Genomic DNA, 17845 nt, shown 5'->3' on the forward strand with positions numbered 1-17845 from the left:
GTTTAAAATTTAAGATTAAAACCAATCCCGAACCATCTGCTTGAAGGATCCTGAATATCATTCCCGGAGCCGATTTTAGACTGATCTTTACTGTCGTTTCCGGTTCCTATTTTAAAATCGGGATCAGAATACAGGTTTTTGGATTTTTTCCACATCGCAAGGTTGTATCCTGAAAGGTTTACAGTAAAGTTTTTTACAAATCCCCGTGGGTTAAGCAGATAAGAGAAATCATATTCAAGGATTACCGACCTTAGCTTTACGAAGGTCCGGTCAAACACATTGGCAAACTCTTCACTTTCAGCCTCGGTTACCCGCGCCTGATAAGGATAGTTTTGCGCCCAATCCTGGAAGCTTATGGCTTTGGTATGAGGAGTATATGTTCCTGTTGCAGGATTATAATTAACTCCATCGGGAACGAAATAATAAGTTCCCGGGTTAGCATATTCAAGATCCCTGTAGGCTACAGAATTAGGGTGTTTTCCTCCCCACCACATTTTTTCAACTACCTGAGATCTCATTACGCCGCCAATACTACCGTCGATACCGATGTTCAGGGTGAATTTTTTATACTTGAAGGTATTGTTGAATCCAAAAGTCCAGTCAGGATTAAAATGCCCTAAATTGGTAGGATTGGCAGCCCTTGTAGGCATTCCGGTTTGCGGATTCAGGATGACCTTTCCTTCCGGGGATTTCTGCCAGGTATAATCATAATAACTGTCCATTCTTTCTCCTAATAGAATATTCTTGTAATTAGGCATATTATCGTAGATGGAAGTCAGTTTTTGCTCGTAAGTACTCCAGTTGATTAAAGATCTCCAGGTGAAATCTTTGGTTTTAACTGGGACAAAACCTAATGAAATTTCAAATCCTTTGGTGGTATATTCATTACCATTTACATACTGGGACTTGAAACCGGATGATTCTGCACTCGGAAACTGAAGGATATTATCATAATCCAGGGTTCTGAAATAGGTAGCGTCTAATGTAATTCTATTGTTGAATAAGCCTGCACTTAAACCCAGTTCATAAGATTTGGTCTGTTCCGGTTTTAATGAATTTTCGTTATTTAAAATCGTTGGGTAATAATTGGTAGGGTTTCCGTTAAAGGTAATTCCTCCGTTATTCAAATAATAGTTTCTGATGGAATACGGCTGAAAATCATACGCTACTTTTGCCCATGATGCGGAGAGCTTTAGCAGATTGATGGATTCAGGCATTTTCACCAGATTGGAAATTACCGCACTTACGGATGCTGAAGGATAGAAGTAAGACCTGTTGGCTTTGGGCAGTGTGGAAGACCAGTCATTCCGCCCCGAAATATTGATAAAGAATGCATTGTATAAGCCGATATCAATTGTTGAATAAGCACTGTAGATCAGTTTTTCCTTGAGATAGGCATAATTTTTCAATGCCCCGATAGAATTTTCAAAGGTATAAAGTTCAGGAATCTTTAAGCCATCTGTAGACCTTTCATTGAGGTTGTTTTTATAATAAAATGCCGAGCCTCCTGCGTTGATGGTGAAATCAAAATTGTCGGAGATTTTTTTCTTATAGGTCGCCAGTACATCGTAGTTGAGGTTCCAGGTCTTGTTGTCTTTCAGAATATAGCCTCCGCTTCTTGGTGCACTGTAATTGAAATAGGAATAAGGACTTAATATTTCCGCTTTGTTATGATTTTCTACAATGGATATTTTACCTTTTACCGAGAAATCTTGGGTAGCTTTATATTCCAATCCGGTTTGGGCATTGATGATATTGGTCGTATTTTGATTTTTATAATATTCAGCACCGAACCAGGGATTGTTGTACCAGGCATAGTTCCAGTTAGCCTGCGCTATACCTTCTTTTCCGGGAATCCACATATGGTTTTTCAGGGCTCTTCCGTCTACATCTGCCCCCATCCAGATCAGGATGGTGTACATGTGGCCGCTTGGATTATAGTCGTAGTTGGGAACATTGGGAGTGAAGGTTTGGTTAAAATTGAATTTTGTATCCAGGATCAATCGGTCTCCCAAATGATTTTCAGAGGAGAAATTCACCCCGTATCGTCTCAGGTAAGAATTGGGAACCCTGTCGTCATAATTCATGAAATTACCGGAAAACCTATATATATCTTTATTATTTCTATAGCTGATCGCAAAATTGTTATTGTTGATCACCGCCGGTTTTAAAAATGTTTTCAGGTTATCGTGATACTGCCAGTCAATCGGGACTCTTTCATATCTTGATTTATCATTGTACTGAGTGCCGGTCACAGCTCCGTACCAGGGAATAGTTTCTCCTGTCACTTTATCTCTGATCGGGCTGTTCCATTGGGCGATTTTCAGGCCCGGAACGAATTTAGGTCCCCAGATCATATCACCATCATTCACTCCGCCATCGGCTCCGTCCCAGAATTCATACTTGCCATGGGATCCGTTTCCATATTCGGTCTGTGTTTTCGGAAGATTGGTAAACCCTGCTGTGATCATGGTATTTTGAGAAAACTCAATGGTAAAACCTTTCTTTTTTGCCGTTTTTGTAGTGATCAGTACGGCTCCATATCTTCCTCTTGACCCATATAAGGCGGAGGCTGTGGCTCCTTTCAATACGTTAATGTTCTCAATATTATTAGGGTCCAGATTTTGGAAAACTTCCTTTTCAACGATCACCCCGTCAATAACGAAAACCAGATTGGAATTTCCCCTTAAATTAAATTCAGGGGCCTGTTGCATTCCCGTTGGATTGGAAACATTAAGACCTGCTACCTGGCCGGAGAATAGGTTTCCGATACTTGGAGTTGTTATGGTTTCAAATTGTCTGGTCCCTACTTCCTGAGTAGCATATCCGATTTTTTCTTTCTTTTTGGCAATTCCCAGAGCAGTAATAACAACGCCTTCAATCTGCTTTTCGTTGGCTCTTTTTAAAGTAACGGAATACTGTTTTTTTGAAGAAACTTCTACGGTATAAACAGAAAATTCAGGAGCAAAAAATTCAAGGATATCTTTGGGGCTGGCAGAAATGGTAAAATTACCATTTTCATCAGTAATAGCAGTCTTTCCTGTGTTTTTGTCGGTGATGTTCACACCGGAAACACTTAAGCCGTTTTCAGATTTTACATTTCCGGAAATAGTGATTTCCTGGGCCGTAAAATAAAGAGGAAGTAAAAAAACGGCAAAAGTAGCTAAAGTTTTCTTCATTTTTTTTAAGACAAATTTAGCAGTGCATTATTACATATAGTTTAATGATGTATTAAAATAAAAATACGATTTAATACTTTTTAACGATGGTAATTAACACAATGATAAAATAAAAAATTGCGTTTTGTATAGGCGATTATGCTTTATTATATGATGAATAATTCACAAAATGTCAATGAAAAACGGGTTCTTTCATAGTAATAACCTCATCAAAGGTTTTTTTAGAAATGAGAGGAAGTCCGTGATGACCAATAATTTGGTCGAAAGGTATCTTTTTCTGATGCAGAAAATCTGAAAACTCCCTGGTTACAGCTATTGCCGGAGTAAGATATGAATCGGCAGGCAATGATAGCAGGTCGCCTTGGTAGATCAATTTTTCCTGCGGCAGATATAAGAATGACATTCCTTTGGCATGGCTGTTGGGGACTTCGTAAAATTCCAGTTTTTTCTGCCCGTTTTGCAACACTTTTTTGTTATTAAAAACGATAAAACTGGCATCTCCGGTTTGAGCAGCAGTATTGCCGTTATGTAACATGGCAATAACAGGTTGCTTCATACTTTCTGCGCAGATAATTGTTGCCCCTTCTTTCACTACTTCTGCAATACCCGAAATGTGATCATTGTGGAAATGGGAGAGATGAACGTATCTGACAGGTATATTGGGCAAAGTAGTATGAATAACCTCCAGTATTGATCGGGTGGTAGCCGATGATAGCGGAGCTTCCGTAAGAACAATATAGTTGCCCATATTAACGAATAAGATATTCCGGTCCCCATCTACATTCTCAATCAGGTAGACGTCTTTAGTCAACATTTTAGCGGAAAGCTTAGGAGTCTGTTCTGTGACCGTTTTATATCCCGGAGGAAAATCAAAAACCTTAGGATCTACTCCTTTATTGTGCCTGAATGAGCTTAACGAGTCTGAATAAACAAGTGCTCCGTTGCGTTCCAGGCTGCTTTTCTTTGCAATCATCAATCCATCGGCTGTCAAATAATCATCAAAATGTTGGGTCAGGGTATCTTGTCCCTGGATTTTCGTTATTTTTTTTAAAAGATAAGTGTTTTTATCAAACCAGTATTCTTCAGTGCCGGATGGTGTTTTTCTGGAGATAATCCAGGTATTGTCTGCTGTAAGCAAAGATTCATCTTTACTTTCTGTGAGCAATTGCTTCAGGATAAAATAAGAGAAATTGTTCAATAAAGCATTTTTTCTGTTATTGAAAGAAGAAGAGCCGAGATTGAGCAAATCTTTTCCGGTTCTGCTGCCGATGCCATCATATACATAATATGTTGCATCCCGGCCCAGCCTGTATGTGTCAAACAAATAACCGCCGGGGTAATGATTCCGGGTATGATGCAGGAAACGATTGTTTTTCAGATCAAAAGCGAGATGAAACTCATCTTTTTCGGGTATAGGATTACTGAAGTCATATCCCTGCCATCGGTCTGAATTTGTCCTTTGAGTTGAATATTCAAAGTTATCTACCGCTTCCCAGTTTCCTAATGCTGACAGACTTTTTTGAATTACTTGCTTTGTATCTTGTGCCAATGCGTTAATAGAAAAGCTCAGACAAAATCCGATTATAAATAAAAACTTAATTTTCATGATACTTTTATTTATTTTTTTCGCATTGTGTCTTCTCAAAACAAATGTAACTATTTTTCAGTAAATATTTGTATTGTAATGTTTTGCGGGTTTTTATGAATAAGGTACGGATTAAAAACCTTTAAATCTCACGTTGAGCAATTCAAAGCTTACAATAACTTTGAAAGAAAAACCTTAGAACCGGCTCAGAATCCCCCAATGGATTTTGATATCATTGAATTTAAACGGATTCCCGAATTCATTTCCATTCGATAATTGGAAGCTCATCAGCCCGATAGGGATGAAAAAGTTGAAACCGAGTCCTACACTGTAGAGTTTGGGTTTTACATTCAGTGATTTATTGTTGAGCTGACCATATTGGCCAAAGATATCAAAAAATGCCTGGCTGCCGATGAGGTACCGGTATTCTAAACTTCCGTAATAGAAGAAATCAGCGGCAAGGGAATTTTCATTGAATCCCCGCATGGAATTCCAGCCTCCGAAGCGGTACAATTCGTTGGCAGAAAACTCTACCTTAGAATCCATCATGGCTCCTTCTCCTTTGATGTTGAGAAAATGATTTCCGGCAATATGGTAATTATGTTCACCGAAGAAATAAAACTGATTCTGGGTAGCTTTGGTATTTCCTTTTGTATAAGTTGTTGTTAGAAAATCATACCCGGCATTGATCCTAGTCTTGTACAGGAAAAGATCAATGTCGGTAGGTTCTGTCATTTCAAACCAGACCCCGATTCCCCTCTTGTTATAATCCTTTCCCTGAACATACAGAGAATCAATAATAGTAGAGGTTTCCAAAGTTCCGCGAATTCCGATCTTGTTCCGGTTATTGATATGATAATAGAAGGCCGGTAAGAATTTTACGTTGGCAAAAGTGGAATCCTGTCTGTAAATATTCACCTTTGCATTCATCCCGACATTGGATTTGAAGAGATAGGGAATGTCAACCTGCAAATCAAAATTTTGTCCTTTATCGGGATTTCTCTGCCAATACAGATTAATGGTTTCGAAACCATTGAACATATTCCTGAAATTGACATTCATGGTACCGTTTAAGGTAAATTTGTCTGTCTTGTCATTTCCAAATCCGATGACACCGTCAAAGGTATTGGTCTTTTTCTTTTCCAGGAACAGGTAAATATTGGTTGAATCTTTGGTAAATAAGGTTTGGGGTTGTCGCTCAAGGCTTAGGAAAGGATGGCTTTGAAAGTTTTTATTGATCGCCAGCAAATTTTTGTCATCATAGCTTTTTCCTTTAAATTCCTTTTCAAGATTCTTCATAAACCTTTTCGGAACTTTTTCATACCCTTTGAGCACAAAGCCGTCGATCGTTCTTTTATCATTTTTATTGATATCCAGTTCTACAACAGGATAGCCGTTTTTCTGCCCTTTATATCTGGATTTGATTCTGCTGAAAGAATATCCTTCATCAATGTAACTTTTATTAATGCTTTTTTTGGTAGAATCTAAATTTTTAGTGAAGAAATCTTTCTGTATTTTAAGCTTTTGTACAATGGAATCAGAAAGGTCTACATAGGTTTCATTATAATTTTTTCCTTTATCATAGAATATTTCTGTGCTGTCTCCTTTTGCTTTTACCTCTTTCAGCCGGGTAAAGAAGTAGTTATTTTGTGCCAGTGAATCCAGGAACTTTACGGCAGAAGCGGAATCTTTAACCTTTTTCCTTACGTTGGTCTCTGAGTCAATGAGCCAGTATTGTTTTTTCTGCGCTTGTGTAAAAACGCAGAATACAACAAAAAATATTTTCAGAAATAATTTCAATGCTATGTTTATTTAAATCACTAAGAATTAAGTGGCATTTTAATAATCATCTTGAGCTTAAAAGCGAGGCATTCTTCACTACTTAATCCCTTAATGGTTTAAATACAGTTAATAATTTTTTTAAATAACTGAAACTAATCCAGTTTATTATATTTCTTCATTAAATTCTCATAGGTTCCCTGTGGAAGAATCCATTTCAACGGAACCCCGATTTTCTGCCCGAATTTACCAAAATAATAATGAGCTTTCCATTTCTTTTTATCCAGAAGCTTTTCAATGTATTCCGCCACTTCTTTCGGTTCGGTTCCTTCATCTACATGGGCATTCATTAAAGCATACACTTTATTGAAAATATTTTTATAGGGTTCGGAAACCGTTGCAATGACCCTGTTTTCGGCAATATTGGTTTTAATATCTCCCAGATGAAGTGAGCAAACATCAATATTCCATGGATACACTTCGTATCTCATCGCCTCCGTTACTTTATCCAGGGCTGATTTTGAAGCAGAATAAAATCCCCGGAAAGGCAGTCCCATTTCGCTTCCGATACTGGAAATATTAATGATTTTCCCGAATTTATTTTGACGCATGCCGGGAAGAACAGCGCTCATCATCTGAACGGCACCGGCCAGATTAAGACTGAACAGTTTTAAAATGTCTTCCTTTGTGGAATCTTCTACAGCCCCCACCATTCCCATTCCGGCGTTATTGATCAAAACATCAATGCTGTTTTCTGTAGTTAAAACTTCTGCGATGGCATTCTGAACAGCTGTATTGTCGGTAACATCCGTCGGGATCGATTTGAAATACGGGCTTTCCGTATGCTTCCGGCTTAAGCCATATACTTTGTGTCCCTTTTTACCAAAATATTCGGCTAATGCGAACCCGATTCCTGAAGACGTTCCTGTAATGATGATGGTCATTGAAGCTGATAATTTTAATTTCAGCAAATGTAAAAAAGAAATATGAACTCTGCCATTTATTACAACTGAAAAAGCAGATAGCAAGACATTGATTTTTTGATATGGTTGTATATGTTTGGTCATAAAATTAAAATAAAGTTAATCCCTATCATACTATTGGTAATATATCTTATCATTATTTTAATTGTTTATACTATTGATATACAAGGTGTTGTTTATATTGGTTAATTCCAATAAGTGATGACCGATAAAATTTCTTAATAAAAACATAAAAAACCCGTAATGAAGTGGGAGAGATAGCTGATCTAATTTTGCATCTAATTAAATCAGGATGTCATGAATGTATTAAAAATCCCTGTCTCAGTAACTTACTTAACGGGCCGGGTATTACTAATTGGTGCAATATCTGCTTCACCAATGTTCCTCTCCCAGAAACAAGACAGCTTAAAAGAAAAAACACTCGATGAGGTTGTTGTAGTAGGATATGGAACTCAGAAAAAAAGCAAGATATCGGGTGCTGTTTCTGAAGCTTCGTTGGATAAACTTACATCCAGATCTTTATCCGGAGTAGGAGAAGTCCTGCAGGGTAAAGCCCCTGGGGTAACGGTGGTTAATGAGGGCGGAGATCCCAATGGCTCACCAAAAGTTAATATCCGTGGTTTGGGAGGTGTAAATGGTGAATCTCCGCTTTATGTAATAGATGGCGTAGTTTTTAACGGGACACCTTCTATTAACCCTAATGATATTCAGGATATTTCTGTTCTTAAAGATGCTTCCGCGGCTATTTACGGGGCAAGATCTTCAGGCGGGGTTATCCTCATTACCACGAAAAGAGGTAAAAAAGGAAGTCTGACAGTGGATTTTGATGTTAAATACGGGATCAACCAGGCCTGGAGGTTAAAAGAATCTTTAAATGCGGCAGAGTTCCAGGAAGTAATGCGCCAGGCGTATGATAATGCCGGGAAAATAAATAGCCTGCCACTCGCATTCAACGCAGAAAAATATGCTGACGGCGGAATTACCAGAACCAACTGGATGAAAGAAATCTTCCGTACAGGAACCGTACAGGAATATAATGTAAACCTTAGTGGAGGAAGTGAAAAATCTAGGTTCTTTGTAGGGATGAACCACCGGAACCTGGAAGGAATTTTATTGAATACCCAGGCAAAACGCTACAATTTCAGGGTTAACTCTGAACACAAGGTGAAAGACTGGCTGACGATCGGGGAAAATATGTATTATAATTATTCCGATGGAAATACAGCCAATACAAAAAATGGTTATACAGGAGCTTTGGTAGCGGCAATGTATTATCCGCCGAATGTTCCGGTATATACTCCGGCAGGAGCATATTCAGGATTGCCGATTGAGGTGGCAGGAGGATATGGGGACATGATCAATCCCGTGGCCTATCTTAAAAGGATCAGTATTCAGAATCCTACCCATGAAATTTTGATTAATCCATATGTAGAAGTTGCTTTGGCCAAAGATTTAAAGTTCCGTTCCAACTTTTCACAAACTTTTAAAATAGGAAATACTAAAGAATTTACTTCCAGAGTACTGGAAATAGGAAAAATATTTGATACCAACAATCTGGAATATCAGTCTAATACTTTATCCACATCTCTTGCAGAGCAGCTCCTTACTTACAAATTCACTGCAAATAAGCATAATTTTGACTTCCTTGCCGGCTTTACTTTTCAAAAAACCACTGAAGACGGTTTCAGAGCAAAAGCCTTTGATTTCAGAAGCGAGGCCGAAGCGTTCAGATATCTTCAAAATGCTGCAGATACCAATAAGGAAGTATACAGTTACAAATACAGGCAATCTTTGGTATCGTATCTGGCAAGAGTAAACTATGATTATGCAGGAAAATATATAGTCAGTTTGTTAGGAAGGAGAGATGGATCTTCTTTGGTGGCAAAACAGAATAGGTTTGCCAATTATTATTCCATTTCAGGAGGATGGGTGGTTTCCAGGGAAAATTTTATGAATAACATTGCCTGGCTTTCCAATCTGAAGCTGAGAGGAAGCTACGGGATTTTAGGAAATCTTGGAGGAATCTCCTTTCAGGCCGTGAATCCGCTGATGGTACGTGATAATAATGTGATTTTCGGACAGGATCCAACCCAGAATATTGCCTATTATGCTACCACCAATCCTAACTCAAACCTGAAGTGGGGAAAATCTGAGCAGACCAATTTTGGAGTAGATGCCTCTTTTTTACGTAATAGCCTGTCGTTACAATTTGATTATTTTGTTAAAAACTCAAAAGACCAGATTTTCAATGTCAGCCTTCCAAGTACATCAGGATATGTAGATCAGTATGTGAATGCCGGATTATTCCAGGATAAAGGATATGAAATAGGAATTAATTACAACAGCAAAAATACGGGAGATTTTAGCTATTCCATAGGAGCTACTTTTAGTCAACTAAAAAATACGGTGAAACAGCTGGCCGGTGTTGAAGAGATGTTTATAAGCAGCAATAATGTCCGGGGAGTATTGAAACCTACCCGTGTGAAGGTAGGTGAATCCCTGTATTCTTATTATGGCTATAAAACCGATGGGATTTTTCAGACTCAGGCCGAAATCGATAATTATAAAGATGCCAACGGTAACCTCATCCAGCCTAATGCTAAACCGGGAGATATTAAATTCCTGAAGAAAGAGGGAAATACAGGAACATTAAATAACAATGATTTTGTAAACCTCGGAAATCCTTACCCTAAATTTTCCTACGGGCTATCCTACAATATGACATGGAAGAACTTTGACCTCAACCTATTCTTCCAGGGAGTATATGGAAACAAAATATTCAACGGATTAAAATTTATTTCATTGAATCCCGGTGGAACAGGGCAAAACTATAATATGGACAGGGATATTCTGAATGCCTGGACACCTCAGAATACCAATACGGATATTCCAAGACTGGTACATGGTGATCCAGGCGGTAATTATTCAAAAGTATCGGATTTCTATGTGGAGGACGGCTCTTACCTGAGACTGAAAAATCTTACGGTTGGATATTCATTGCCGAAGGAACTGTATTCAAGGCTGAATGTAAATAAAATCAGAGTGTACATGACAACTAATAACCTGTTTACCATTACCAAATATACAGGCTTTGATCCTGAAGTGGGAATGGAAACCTATGGTGTGGATACCGGAAGATATCCTCAGGCCCGGTCATTTATCTTCGGCCTGGAAGTCGGATTGTAATCTAAACAAATTTAAAAAGTAAAAAAGATGAAATTTTTTAATAAAGCAATTTTAATCTCAGGAATATTTTTAGCGCTCTCATCGTGTACAAATGAACTGGATATACAACCGGAAGGAACTCCTACGGAAGCCAACTTCTGGAAAACAGAAAATGACCTGATCACAGGTGCAAATGCAATGTATAAACCACTTTCCGACAGTGAATTTTATGGAAGAGGCTTTTTCTGGTTTATTAATGCCAGTGATGATATGGTTACGGGAAGAGCAAAAAGTGAAGCCGATAATGTGAAGAATTTCAGCAGCAATTATATCGCGGCAGGAGATCTGGAAACCCAATGGAATAAAAGATATACGGTAATAGGAGTGGCTAACCGCGTCATTCGTAATGTTAATAACATCCAGGCGTCACAAGCGACTAAAAATAAGTATCTGGGTGAAGCCTTGTTCATGAGCAGCAGGATGTACTTTGAGCTGGCTTATAGCTATGGAAATGAAAAAGCAGGAGTTCCCATCGTAGACCGCACCAAAGAGCCCGATCCGAAGCCCGTTCCCAGGGCAGCCAATGTCATGGAAAATTACAATTATATTGTGAATGACCTGAAAAAAGCGGCAGAACTATTACCCAGCCAGGAAGAGCTTCCTGCCAAAGATTACGGAAGACCTCATAAAGCGGCAGCATGGGCACTTTTGGCAAAAGTATATTTGTTTATGAAAGATTGGCAGAATGCAGCTTACTGGGCTAATGAAGTGATGACAAAAGGAAACAGGAATCTCTTAAACAACTATGCAGATGTTTTCAAGGCTGAAAATAATTATAGTTCAGAATATATCTGGTCTGTACCAAGTACCCCTAAATTTAATTCTGTAGGAAGTATCCTACCCGGAGTAATGCTTGAAAATAAAGGCTGGGGTGAGTATAACGGATGGGGATATTTCCAGCCAACGAAGGAATTATATGATGAGTATGAAGCCGGAGATAAAAGGAGGAGTACAACGATTTTGAAATTAGGAGATAAATTTACCTTTAACGGAACAGAAAGAACTTACGCTTCTTCAAACTCCCTTACAGGATACCAGTTCAATAAATATATGGATGCTTTTAAATATCCATTAAGCAGTGGCCATGTAAGTGCCAACGGAGACTACCCATGTACAGACCTTGCCATCCCTATTATGCGCTATGCTGAGGTGATCCTTATCAAAGCGGAAGCCAGACTGATGATGGGACAAAATGCCGATCAGGAAATCAATATGATCAGAACACGTGCAGGTCTGGCACCGAAAACCGGATGTACAATGGCCGACCTGAAGCATGAAAGACGCTGTGAACTGGCAGGAGAATGGGCAGACCGGCACAGGGATCTTGTCCGTTGGGGAGATGCACAGGCTAATTATGCAAAACCTTTACATGGGATTAACGGACAGGTGGTCTGGGCAGCTAGAAACTTTAATCCGGCAATCCATAATGTCTGGGCAGTGCCACAAGCTGAAATTGTAAACAGTTACGGTGTTATTAAACAAAATGAAGGCTGGTAAAATTTAATATAATCAATGGATAATGACTATATCATTGCAGAAAGCTCTGTGATGATATAGTTTTTAAATAGATATCATAGAGGCATCAAGTGACACTTAAATCTATCATATTGATGAGCCCTCAATTTGTAAAAAATAAAACTTAAGAATGAAACTATCAAAAATATTGGCTGTATTGGCTCTGGCAGCTTTTACTGAAAATCAGGCTCAGAATTATTTAAACTATAGTGTGGAAAACGCACATTCACACAATGACTATATGCAGGAAGTTCCTTTCTGGCAGGCGTATTATGCACAGTTTGGTTCTATTGAAGCCGATGTTTTTCTGGTAAAAGGGAAATTATGGGTAGCACATACGGAAAAAGAACTCTCAGCCGACAGAACGCTGGAGAACCTCTATCTGGATACTATTTCCAAACAGATAAAGCTGAATAAGGGAAATATTTACCCGGATCCCAATAGAAAATTACAATTGCTCATCGATATCAAGCAGGATTATAAAACGAGCCTGAATGCATTGGTAAACACCTTAAAAAAGTATCCTGAAATTACAGGAAACAGCGGGATTAAAATTGTCATTACAGGAGGAAGGCCACAACCGGACGATTTTAAGAACTACCCAGATTACCTTTATTTCGATGGGGATCCTGATAAAAATTACACAGAAGATCAGTTAAAAAGAATTGGAATGTTCAGTGCTGACCTCCCTGGGCTCGTAAAATGGAATGGGAAAGGAATTCCAAGAGATGAAGAAACAGCGAAAATAAAATCAGTTGTAGAAAAAGCACATGCTCGGAAAAAACCGGTACGCTTTTATGGAGCCCCTGATTTTCCCAATGCATGGGTGAATCTGATGGACCTTGGAGTGGATTATATCAACACCGACCATATCCCGGATCTTAAGAAGTTCATGAATACTATTCCTAAGAACTTTTACAAGAATACAAAAGAATATGCAACTTATACTCCAACCTATAAAACAGATGGTATTGATAAAAAAGTAAAAAATGTAATTCTCCTGATTCCGGACGGAACTTCCTTACCGCAATATTATGCCGCATTTACTGCCAACAAAGGGAAGCTGAATGTTTTCAATATGAAAGCAACAGGACTCTCTAAAACCAATTCTTCCAATGCCTATATTACAGATTCAGCCCCGGGATCTACAGCATTTGCTACCGGAGTGAAAACTAAAAATACCTTTGTAGGAGTTGACGGAATGGGAAAAGCATTGGCACAGATTCCTGATATTATCGCGGCTAAAGGAATGGTTTCCGGTTTAATTTCTACCGGAGATGTTACCGATGCTACCCCGGCAGATTTTTACGCCCATTCAGACAACAGAAACAGTTCAGAACTGATACTTAAAGATTTTATTACCTCTAAAGCAAAAATCCTGATCGGCGGACCTACCAATGGATTAACCCGGGAGACGGAGCAAAAGCTGAAAGAAGCAAAAGTAGATATTTATCACGATCTGAAATCAGCCACAACCAGTAATCGTACGCTGGTAATAGATCCTTTAGCCTCCCAAAGAATCACCGATGGACGAGGTAACTGGCTTGCCGATGCATTTGATCTTACTTTGAATGATTTAAAAAATAATAAAAAAGGCTTCTTTATGATGGTGGAAGCTTCTCAAACAGATGGAGGTGGACATAGCAATAATATGGAACAGCTGGTTACCGAATTACTAGATTTTGACCATGTGGTAGGAAAAGCGATGAAGTTTGCAGATGAAAATAAAGAAACATTAGTAGTGGTGGTAGGAGACCATGAAACGGGAGGGTTAACCCTTCTTGATGGAAGTCTCAGGGAAGGCTGGGTATTCGGAAACTTTAGTACCAATGATCATACTTCGATCCCGTCAAGTGTTTTTGCTTATGGGCCGAATTCTAAAGAATTTACGGGATTGTTTGAAAATACAGACATCTTCAATAAGATTATAGCTGCTTACGGTATCCAAAAATAAGCTCATCCACTATTATATTGATGTAAACCATCGCAGATAGTACAAAGAAAAGATTGTAATCGATTAAAATTCCGGTAGGAATCCATCTGAATTAATACAAAACAGGCTGTTCCATTTCTGAAACAGCCTGCATCTTTTAAAAAAATGATATTCTTTGAAAACTTTATTACTAAAAATTAGTCTTAACAATCAGTTCTGATAATTCTGCGCTGACAAAATCAACAGGCAAGACTCCATACGAACCTTTGGTATTGGTCTGGAAGAACGTCTTAAGCTTGGGATTAATGTAATTTGAAACGGTTGGAATGCTTGGTATTCCAAATATCCCGGGTTTATAGCCACTTGTGAAATTGATGAAAAGCCTGTTCCCGGTATTATTTTTAGCCTCATTAAGCAGGCTGGATATTCCCGCCCATTTATCATCATTATTGGTTACTTTATAATAATCCTGAACTTTAAGTTGTGCTTCGGGATTGTTAATTTCAAAAGTAGTGTTATCGGCCCAGGAAGTAGCATTGATTCCTTTTGATGTTCCTGCAGAAAACCTTCTCAGTAATTTAATTTTTCCCCTTACATCACCCAGGTTAGGTATGCCGGCTCCCAGGTCCCATTTAGAAGGGTTTTTCTGAATATACGAATCAAAAGTCTGTTCAAAACTTCTCGTTGTATTGGAAGCATCATATTCCTCTTTTACAGACATGATGATTGTTTCTGACGGGTGGCTGTTCAAAAAAGCATAACAGGCGTTAAGCACATCATCAAAATTCAGATTTTGGTAGATAGCTCCGTGATGAATTGTGAAAGAATTATCAATATGCCTGCAACGGATATCCAGAAAACGTACTCCTGCATCCAGCTGTTCGGCAATACTGAGGTTTTGTGTTTTTGCTGTACCAGATACAACAGGGGCATCTATACGTGCTCCCGAATCATGGGTCCCGGGAATGGAAATCTTTGAAATGGAAATATTATCCTGAAGCCCGGACATCCAGTTGTTCATCTCAATAGACGCCAAAGAAGCCATATAATTCATTTTTCCTGCGGAAGCAAGAGTGGTTTCAGTGGCATCTCTTTCAATAATGCTGTCATTTGAACAGGAAAAAAACAGGTTGGCAGCAGCCATACCAAGGACAATGGCTGTAAAGCGTCTCATGCTTTGTTTTGACATAGTTTTTATATTTTATTTAATCTAAAAATAAGGATATGTCAAAATATGAGGAGTTAATTTAACTTTAAAAGATAATTAATTTGTTGAAATAAAGGAAACCGGTAAGAGCCTCGTTTATAAGGTCCGCTTAAAAAACAATGTATTCCGTTGTACCGGGAATTTCCACCTTATGCTCACCAATCCTGAAATCATCCATTTTTATAAGGGTCCTGGGCTTGTATGTAAATTCTTTATAAAAAATTTTCAGGTACTTTTGTTAACTCATCACAGGAAGAGTATTCCCTTTCTGCAACAACCTTCCCTGTAGAAAAATTGATAACATTCAGGAAATTAAAATCGCAGGTATCTTCAAAAGTGTCATAAGAGCCGGTTAAATAGAAATCACCATTCTGAAACATGAAGGTATGCCTGTAGTTTTGAGTATGCCTTGAATTGGTAGAAAACTGCTGTCTGACAATAAGCCTGCCGTTTTTAATACTAAACTCAAGAATATTATCTTCCGGATAAAATCCCATTGCACTTGAAAAAAGCAGGGTAGAATTTTTTTTCCATATCTTAAGGCCGCTATCTGTATTTTTCAGAATATAAAAAACTCTTTGATAATCTGTTTTCCCGGAATAGTGCCGGTCTGTTATTATATCCGTATCGAATGCCAATACCATTTCATCCTGTCCGTCTTTATCAAGATCCCCTTTTACTTCCGCAATTTTTTTTATAGCCCTCAGGTACCGAGAAAGTTTTCAGGGTTTGGGCGTGGAAGCCCGAAACCAATAAAAAAAGTGAAAAAAAGTAAATATATTTTTCATCGAGCAGGAATGGTATTGAAATGCAGTAATTTGAAACAATTCATAAAATTATTCTCAAATTACTGCACTGTAAAAATCAACTAGTTAATATACCGGACAGATCTTCCCAGAACATCGGGTAAGATTTCTCTACCACATTATCATCTTCAATGGTGAGTTCACCGATCAGGCAGAACGGGGCAAAGCTCATTGCCATTCTGTGATCCTGATACGTAGCAATCGAAATATCTTTTTGCGGTTCTCCGAAGCTGACCGATTTGATGGTTAAGTCAGTAATTTCCGTCTCCGTTCCCAGTTTCTTAAGCTCATTATATAAAGCCTGGAGCCTGTCGGTTTCCTTTACCCTTAAAGTTCCCAATCCTGAAATTTCAAAAGGAATCTTTAACGCAGCGGCTGTTACGCAAAGTGTCTGGGCAATATCCGGGCAGTTATTCATATCCAGGACAATCTTTTCAGGGAATGAAAAATCCGGCTGAGGTTCTAACGTGATGATATGTTCTTCTTCAGAGAAAATAGTCTTGATACCGAAGAAATTTTCATAGATTCCGGCAATTGCAGAATCCCCCTGGGTTGATTTCTTGTAAAAACTTTTTAAATGGATCATCTTTCTGCCCAGGGCGCAGATAGAATAAAAATAGGAAGCAGAGCTCCAGTCGCTCTCCACTTCATAATGAACGGGCGTAGATGCTTTTTTTGTATCAAAAGGTTCTACTTTAATGGTATTTCCTTCAAAGCTATTTTGAATTCCAAACCTTGTTAAAATATCAAGTGTCATTTCAATATAAGATCGGGATGTTACCTCCCCTACAAGATGAATGGCCAGTCCGTTTTCAAGCTTACCGGCAATAAGAAGCAGGGAAGTGATAAACTGGCTTGAAATATTGGCCGGTACATGTACCTGGCTCTGAATAATCTTTTTACCCGTAATTTTTAAAGGTGGAAAACCTTCATTTTCCAGATATTCAATTTCGGCACCAAGATCCTTTAATGCATTGACCAGATTTTTTATAGGTCTTTCCTTCATCCTTTTAGATCCCGTAAGAATTGTGGTCTTCCCTTCCATGATTGAATAGTAGGAAGTCAGAAAACGCATAGCAGTTCCGGCATGGTGAATGTCTACGGTATCCGTATTCTCAGCCAATGCTTTTTTCAGCAATTGGGTGTCCTGGGAATTGGAAAGGTTCCCGATTGGTATGTTTTTAAATAAACTCTCCAAAATCAATAAACGATTCGAAATACTTTTCGAACCGCTGATCTGTACTGTTTTATTTCCTGTTAATTCTGATTTTTCTAGCTTCATTATTTTACACGTGATGTCTTATCACTTCAGTTTTTCATTATTCTGATGCCGTTCCTTGTCGCGATCAGTTTTTATTTTCATTTTTCTGTCGAAGGCGTCCTGCAGATTGACCCCGGTTTGGTTGGCAAGGCACAAAGTTACAAAAAAGTACATCTGCAAGTTCCTCTCCCAGGTCTTTGCTTTTATCACTTTCTTTCTCACTCTGTTCGCCATACCTTCTGGCGATGATTCTGGCAACTTCGCCAACTTCTTCAGTCAGCATCGCCATATTGGTGAGTTCATTAAAATACCGTACGCCGATGGTTTTGATCCATTCATCGACTTGCTGTTGCAGTTGAGTAATTTCCATTA

The 17845-nt window shown here is 38.5% G+C and carries 10 protein-coding genes and 1 pseudogene; 3 read left to right on the top strand and 8 right to left on the bottom strand.

Translation table 11 applies throughout. The features are described 5' to 3' along the window. Positions 1-2: 2 nt before the first annotated feature. From HX13_RS20275 to HX13_RS20290, 4 genes are all read right to left on the bottom strand, one after another. Positions 3-3179, bottom strand: a complete 3177-nt coding sequence (locus tag HX13_RS20275; protein ID WP_050022555.1) for a SusC/RagA family TonB-linked outer membrane protein — start codon at positions 3177-3179, stop codon at positions 3-5. Between the two features lie 172 nt (positions 3180-3351). Beyond that, the gene (locus HX13_RS20280) at positions 3352-4785 is read right to left on the bottom strand and encodes an MBL fold metallo-hydrolase (RefSeq protein ID WP_128572535.1); all 1434 of its coding nucleotides are present in this window, start codon (positions 4783-4785) and stop codon (positions 3352-3354) included. Positions 4786-4959: 174 nt separating this feature from the next. Beyond that, a complete protein-coding gene (locus HX13_RS20285) occupies positions 4960-6564 on the bottom strand; it encodes an autotransporter assembly complex protein TamA (protein WP_238555565.1) in 1605 nt (534 codons plus the stop codon). A 134-nt stretch (positions 6565-6698) separates the two neighbouring features. Then, entirely contained in the window at positions 6699-7487 is a 789-nt protein-coding gene (locus HX13_RS20290; RefSeq protein ID WP_050022558.1) for an SDR family oxidoreductase, read from the bottom strand. Positions 7488-7823: 336 nt separating this feature from the next. Here HX13_RS20290 and HX13_RS20295 point away from each other — a divergent pair, with 336 nt between their 5' ends. The 3 genes from HX13_RS20295 (at position 7824) to HX13_RS20305 (ending at position 14220) form a co-directional block, all read left to right on the top strand. Continuing rightward, positions 7824-10712: a SusC/RagA family TonB-linked outer membrane protein gene (locus HX13_RS20295; RefSeq protein WP_050022559.1), complete on the top strand. Its 2889-nt coding sequence runs from the start codon at positions 7824-7826 to the stop codon at positions 10710-10712. Between the two features lie 27 nt (positions 10713-10739). Then, complete coding sequence (locus tag HX13_RS20300; RefSeq protein ID WP_050022560.1) at positions 10740-12248, top strand: RagB/SusD family nutrient uptake outer membrane protein; 1509 nt, start codon at positions 10740-10742, stop codon at positions 12246-12248. A 148-nt stretch (positions 12249-12396) separates the two neighbouring features. After that, positions 12397-14220: an alkaline phosphatase gene (locus HX13_RS20305; protein WP_050022561.1), complete on the top strand. Its 1824-nt coding sequence runs from the start codon at positions 12397-12399 to the stop codon at positions 14218-14220. A 169-nt stretch (positions 14221-14389) separates the two neighbouring features. On the opposite strand, the gene HX13_RS20310 is transcribed toward HX13_RS20305, so the two are convergent. From HX13_RS20310 to HX13_RS20325, 4 genes and pseudogenes are all read right to left on the bottom strand, one after another. Then, positions 14390-15388 carry a phosphatidylinositol-specific phospholipase C gene (locus HX13_RS20310; RefSeq protein WP_238555566.1) on the bottom strand — a complete coding sequence of 333 codons (999 nt, stop codon included), beginning with the start codon at positions 15386-15388 and terminating at the stop codon, positions 14390-14392. A 230-nt stretch (positions 15389-15618) separates the two neighbouring features. Then, positions 15619-16050: a hypothetical protein gene (locus HX13_RS25075; protein ID WP_050022562.1), complete on the bottom strand. Its 432-nt coding sequence runs from the start codon at positions 16048-16050 to the stop codon at positions 15619-15621. 220 nt (positions 16051-16270) lie between these two features. Beyond that, complete coding sequence (locus HX13_RS20320) at positions 16271-17494, bottom strand: 3-phosphoshikimate 1-carboxyvinyltransferase (protein WP_050022563.1); 1224 nt, start codon at positions 17492-17494, stop codon at positions 16271-16273. Positions 17495-17515: 21 nt separating this feature from the next. Continuing rightward, a pseudogene (locus HX13_RS20325) lies at positions 17516-17843 on the bottom strand (nucleotide pyrophosphohydrolase). Between the last annotated feature and the right edge of the window lie 2 nt (positions 17844-17845).

Source organism: Chryseobacterium sp. P1-3 (genome assembly GCF_000738495.1).
GTDB classification, from domain to species: domain Bacteria; phylum Bacteroidota; class Bacteroidia; order Flavobacteriales; family Weeksellaceae; genus Chryseobacterium; species Chryseobacterium gallinarum.

Excerpts from the sequence above, each read along its gene's own strand:
- HX13_RS20275 (WP_050022555.1), bottom strand. The coding sequence starts at position 3,179 with ATGAAGAAAACTTTAGCTACTTTTGCCGTTTTTTTACTTCCTCTTTAT.
- HX13_RS20280 (WP_128572535.1), bottom strand. The coding sequence starts at position 4,785 with ATGAAAATTAAGTTTTTATTTATAATCGGATTTTGTCTGAGCTTTTCT.
- HX13_RS20290 (WP_050022558.1), bottom strand. The coding sequence starts at position 7,487 with ATGACCATCATCATTACAGGAACGTCTTCAGGAATCGGGTTCGCATTA.
- HX13_RS20295 (WP_050022559.1), top strand. The coding sequence starts at position 7,824 with ATGAATGTATTAAAAATCCCTGTCTCAGTAACTTACTTAACGGGCCGG.
- HX13_RS20300 (WP_050022560.1), top strand. The coding sequence starts at position 10,740 with ATGAAATTTTTTAATAAAGCAATTTTAATCTCAGGAATATTTTTAGCG.
- HX13_RS20305 (WP_050022561.1), top strand. The coding sequence starts at position 12,397 with ATGAAACTATCAAAAATATTGGCTGTATTGGCTCTGGCAGCTTTTACT.
- HX13_RS20310 (WP_238555566.1), bottom strand. The coding sequence starts at position 15,388 with ATGTCAAAACAAAGCATGAGACGCTTTACAGCCATTGTCCTTGGTATG.
- HX13_RS25075 (WP_050022562.1), bottom strand. The coding sequence starts at position 16,050 with ATGGTATTGGCATTCGATACGGATATAATAACAGACCGGCACTATTCC.
- HX13_RS20320 (WP_050022563.1), bottom strand. The coding sequence starts at position 17,494 with ATGAAGCTAGAAAAATCAGAATTAACAGGAAATAAAACAGTACAGATC.